This window comes from Nonomuraea diastatica, from assembly GCF_004349015.1.
GTDB lineage: Bacteria > Actinomycetota > Actinomycetes > Streptosporangiales > Streptosporangiaceae > Nonomuraea > Nonomuraea diastatica.
In genome coordinates this window covers 1-4,949 of record NZ_SMKP01000337.1, presented here as the reverse complement: position 1 = coordinate 4,949, position 4,949 = coordinate 1, and the positions used below count along the sequence as shown (strand labels likewise).

Below are 4,949 nucleotides of genomic sequence, written 5' to 3'. Positions count from 1 at the left end.
TCGGAGATGACGCCTGTTGCTCGTCTCCTCGGTATCTGAATAGCTTCCGAGGGAGACGCACGCACCGGAACTATATAGCGAAACGGTCGCCGGGCAGCTGCAAATCGGTCGACCTGGCCGAGCCTAGGGTCGATAGCCGAGAAATCCGGGCTGACCTCTATTGCATCAGCAGGCCTCGGAGGGGCGGGGGACACGCGGCCGTGTACGCCCGGTCCACCGTTACGGTGGACCGGGTCGTGGGTGGATGGACGATAGCAGCGCCGTATCCCGGTCGTCCAGGCGACAGCTGGACGGAGTGGCAGTTCAGAGCGGACGCGCCCATCGTGGGGAACATGGTCGACCGCGTGCCGGGCATATCGATCGGACACCTGGAAGGGAAGAGGGCAATCGAAAATCCTGAGATGATGCTCGAAGGCACGTCCCGAGATGTGCCGGGCGACCGCTGGTGCCGGGGCGGCTCGAATTGCGTACCCGGACAGTGAACCACCGGCGGCCAGTCCGCGATCCTCTAACGGCCGCGGAAAGTCGTTGACCGCCGGCCGCCACCTGCAGTGTGCCGGGAAGCTCCGTTGCCGAGTTCGTCTGCGGGACGCCTGCCCCTTGCGCGGCGATACGCGATCACAGTGGCCGGCACACCGGCGGTGATGGCCATCACGATGCCGAGGGTTCTGATCCAGGTGCCGAGGAAGATCCCTAGTGCGGACGGGTCGGCCAGGGTGTCCAGCTGGCCGATACCGATGGCTGCGGCTTCGGCTAGTCCTACCAGTGCGCCGAGCGCAGGCGTCCAGCGCCAGCCGGTGAAGGCGATCAGCAGGGCTGATCCGACCAGGAGAACCAGACCCGGGGGAACGATCGGCATCGGGACCCCCGAAACTCCTTGGATGACCATGCCGGCCGCGCCGGTGATCAACCCGCCCACGGTGGCCAGACGGACGCCTGAGAGCCTGACATTCATGACCTCGTCCTTTCGTGAGAGCTGAGGTGCTCACTATGGGCGGGAAGTTTCGACCAGGTCATCCCCATGGCAGCGGCTTTCACGTGTACGCAAGGCTGCGTACGGCGTGCGGTGTCCTCCCAGCGCTATGGTCGTGAACGTGAGGGATGTCTGGAAACGGGCGCAGGGCTGGTCGGTCGAGGCATGGCCGTGCTTGCCGCTTCTGGCGGTCGGTTTGATCGGCACAGGGCCAGCGGCCACGTTCCAGCCGGAAGCGGCTCGTCCGCTGGACCCGCTCGCTTACGCCCTTGTGGTGGCCGCAGCACTTGCGCTGGCGGTACGGCGTCGGCCGGGTACGGCACTGACGGTTAACGGTGCCGCAGCGGCGGCGTATCTGGCGGCGGGATACCCGTTCGGCCCGATCCTGTTGACGCTCCCCGTCGCGGTCTTCGGTGTGGCAGCTGCGTGGCCGATCGGCCGGGCGACGACTGTCGTCGCGGCGGACTTCGGCGTGCAGGTGGTGGCGCTGTTCGCCAAGACCGCTCCAGCGGCCGGCGAATCTTCGTCCATGGCCGCTGACGTGTCCATCTGGGCTGCGGTCGCCTTGGTCACGCTGGCGGTCGGGATCAGCGTACGAGTGCGGCGGGAGGCCGCGGATGGGCTGCGTAGCGAGCACGCGCGGCGGGTGGCCTCCGAGGAACGGTTGCGGATGGCGCAGGATTTACATGACACCATCGGTCACGGGCTGGCGGCCATCGCGATGCAGGCTGGGGTGGCGTTGCACGTGTTCGATCGCGATCCGGCCGAAGCACGCCACGCCATGGAGGCGGTGCGTACTACTAGCCGTGAGGCTTTGGACAACTTGCGCGAGGAACTGGAACGGCTACGCGGAGACGGGTCAGCGCCGCATGCGCCGGCACCTGGCCTGGATGACCTGGATGCGTTGGCAGACCGCGTCCGGGCAGCCGGGATCGAGGTGACTGTGGAGGTACAGCCAAACCTCGGCCTGGCCAGGCCAGTGGACGCGGCGGCGTTCCGGATCGTGCGGGAGGCGCTGACGAATGTGCTGCGCCACGCCGGTGCGGCGACCACTCGTGTCCTGGTGTGCCGCGACGGGTCCGAACTCCTGGTCGAGGTCACCGACACAGGTACCGGCACGCTGTCGGTTCCAGAGGAAGGCCTGGGAATCCGGGGCATGCGAGCGCAGGTCGAGACACTCGGCGGAAAGCTGGAAGCGGGTCCTCGTTCCGGCGGGGGTTTCGCCGTTCGGGCCCAGATGCCGGTGGAGGCGACGACATGATCCGCGTCGTGGTCGTGGACGATCAAGCTTTGATCCGTGTCGGGGTGCGGACGCTGTTGCGCTCCGAGCCGGACACGAAATTGGTCGGCGAGGCCGCCGACGGTCGTTCCGGGCTGGCGGTGATTCGCGACACCGCGCCGGACGTGGTCCTGCTGGACATCAGGATGCCGGAGATGGACGGCCTCGCAACACTGCGGGAGATCACTGGCGATCAGGCGCTGGCGTCGGTCCGAGTGGTCATGCTGACCACGTTCGGGCTGGATGAATACGTTTTCGCGGCTCTGCGGGACGGTGCCAGCGGATTCATACTCAAAGACGCCGACCCTGAGGAGTTGCTACGCGCGGTCCGTGTGGTGGCACGAGGGGAGTCGCTGCTGTCGCCAGGGGTCACCCGCAGCGTGATCTCCCAATTCACCCGCCGCGTTTCCGCCATGATCGCGCACCCGGGTATCAAGGATCTCACGGCGCGCGAACGCGAGGTGGTGGCCTGGGTGGCCGCCGGCCTGTCGAACGACGAGATCGCGACCCAACTGGTGGTCAGCGCCGAAACCGTTCGAACCCACGTCAGCCGGGCGATGCTCAAGCTGAAGGCCCGCGACCGGGCGCAACTGGTGGTGTTCGCCGTACAGTCCGGCCTGGGCCCGCCGATGTAGGCACACCGGCGGGCCCAGGCGAGGGATTGGAGCAGGTCAGCGCGGGTCAGGAGTCGCCGTCGAGCCGCTTCCAGAAGTCGCAGTGATGCGCCGCGGACAAGTCGATCTGCTTGACGCTTTGGGCGTCGATGGACAGCACCGTCGCAGGCTTGTACACGGGCCAGTCGGATCCCGGCATGCCGGACTTGGCGAAGCTCGTCCAGTAGTCGACCATCCTGTCACGCAAGGGCGACGGAGGCGCGGACGGTCGGTCCGGATCGAGGCTGTCGAGCAGATAGGGCACGTCCGCGCCGTGCGGTACGCCGAGGGGCATGCCGTTGATGGCCGCCCCCTTCACCGGCTCGGCGAACTCGTAACCGAAGACCTGGGCCTTTCGGGCCGCCGCGTCGTTGGCGGGCAACTGGGAGCATGCGCCGCTCTTGCCCCCGTGATCGCCGAGCAACGTCGCCAGCGCCCACGCCGGGCTGGCATATCGATCCGCCGGATATTGCTGCAGCACCCGCTTGCCGCGTCGGACCCCGAACAGTTCCTTAACCGTTCGCTGATACTCCGCCACGGTCATCCTGGCGTGGCGACGAGCCACCACGACGGTCATCTCGTCCCGAGTCCCGCCCTGGATCATGGGGACCGATGAAGTCCGCAGCGCCTTCACCGGCTGGACAGGGATGGCGGGAGTGTCCGCCACAGGCCCCCACGGCATCGCGGCGCGCCGGGGCTCGATCGAAGCGACCTGCTCCTCGTACAGGCCGACCAGATTGTCCAGCGGCTTGGCGCGCAGGCAGGTGGCGGCGGTCCGCGGATCCGGGCAGCCCAGTCGGCGCGCCGTGGCCAGGCCTCGGCGCTCGGCCACCTTCCTGGTGAGCAGTGCGTTCCCGCACGGGCCGCTCTGAACGATCGCCTTATGGAAGAGGCCCTTCGCGCCGGTAGCGGCCAACTGGGCGCAGGTGCTGACAGCACCTGCCGACTGACCCCACAGGGTCACGTTCTGCGGATCGCCGCCGAACCGGTCGATGTTGGCGCGTACCCAGCGGAGCGCCGCCTGCTGGTCGGCGATACCGAAGTTGCCGCCATACGGCTCGCGCAGTCCCGGATGGGCGAGGAAGCCCAGCGCGCCGAGCCGATACTCCATGCTCACGACGATGACCTGACCGCGCTTGACCACGCGCGTCGCGTCGTACATTCCGCCGCTGCCGCTGGTGAAACCGCCGCCGTGGACGAACACCATCACCGGCAAGCGCCGGGACGAGGCCGCGGCCGGCGTCGCCACATTGAGATACAGGCAGTCCTCACTGCCCTGCCGCGGCTCGTTGGGTGACTCTCGCCTGGGGCACGCCGAGCCCGGTTTGGTGGCCTCTCGAACCGCGGTCCACGGGGTGACAGGGGCGGGGGCGCGCCAGCGCAACGCACCCACCGGTGGGGCGGCGTAAGGGATTCCCTGGAACAGGCGGGAGTCAGCGGTGACCTTCCCGCGTACTGGGCCGTCGGTGGTCTGCACCACCGCGTCATCGGCATGGGCGGGTGCGGTCAGGCCGGCTATCAGGATTGACGCGATCGTCGCCGTCTTGAGGAGGCGCATTCTCAACATGCCCCTCACACTCATCGTGACATGCCGCCCGTGTCTTCCCTCCACAGCCGTATCCGGCATCTACGCGTCGCTGCGTAGTGGAGCGCTATTCCGTTGCCGGTCTTACGCGCGGTCGCGGCGTTTCGCGCGTGCACCTGCCCGGCCCCACTGGCCCCGGCCCCCCGGGATCGGGGCCGGGCGAACACCACCCGCTGACCGATGAAGCCCACATGAAATCGACCACCTCGTAGGCTTCCCATCCGGCGCGCCTGACTGGCCGCGTCAAGCTTGAACAAGGGACGAGATGACAAAGAGACTGTTCAGTGGGGTCGTCGCACTCGCGGCGACGGCACTCTTGATACTGGCCGGCTCTGGGAGCGCTTTGGCGGACGATCCCGGCTACAATCCTCAGCTCATTGGCGGAAGCCCGGCTACTGAGGAATACAAGTTCGCCGCCACGCTGCTGTACAAGGATCAGGGCGACCGGCCGACCCCGGT

The 4,949-nt window shown here is 67.6% G+C and carries 5 protein-coding genes; 3 read left to right on the top strand and 2 right to left on the bottom strand.

Annotated elements, in window-relative coordinates:
* Positions 1 to 508 precede the first annotated feature (508 nt).
* Positions 509 to 910 (bottom strand): hypothetical protein, encoded by a 402-nt coding sequence (locus tag E1294_RS51015; protein WP_165977967.1) that lies wholly within the window; start codon positions 908 to 910, stop codon positions 509 to 511.
* Between the two features lie 184 nt (positions 911 to 1,094).
* On the opposite strand from E1294_RS51015, the gene E1294_RS51010 reads away from it, so the two are divergent.
* Together E1294_RS51010 and E1294_RS51005 are read left to right on the top strand one after the other, a co-directional pair.
* Positions 1,095 to 2,234: a sensor histidine kinase gene (locus E1294_RS51010; protein WP_132520288.1), complete on the top strand. Its 1,140-nt coding sequence runs from the start codon at positions 1,095 to 1,097 to the stop codon at positions 2,232 to 2,234.
* Positions 2,231 to 2,887, top strand: a complete 657-nt coding sequence (locus E1294_RS51005; RefSeq protein ID WP_132520285.1) for a response regulator — start codon at positions 2,231 to 2,233, stop codon at positions 2,885 to 2,887. The genes E1294_RS51010 and E1294_RS51005 overlap by 4 nt, the downstream gene beginning before the upstream one ends.
* A 46-nt stretch (positions 2,888 to 2,933) precedes the next feature.
* Here the strand turns inward: E1294_RS51005 and E1294_RS51000 are convergent, their stop codons facing one another.
* On the bottom strand, positions 2,934 to 4,463 hold the full coding sequence (locus E1294_RS51000) for a carboxylesterase/lipase family protein (protein ID WP_165977966.1): 1,530 nt from the start codon (positions 4,461 to 4,463) through the stop codon (positions 2,934 to 2,936).
* Between the two features lie 292 nt (positions 4,464 to 4,755).
* On the opposite strand from E1294_RS51000, the gene E1294_RS55325 reads away from it, so the two are divergent.
* The coding region (locus E1294_RS55325) for a hypothetical protein (RefSeq protein ID WP_220448429.1) at positions 4,756 to 4,949 on the top strand (194 nt) is incomplete at its 3' end.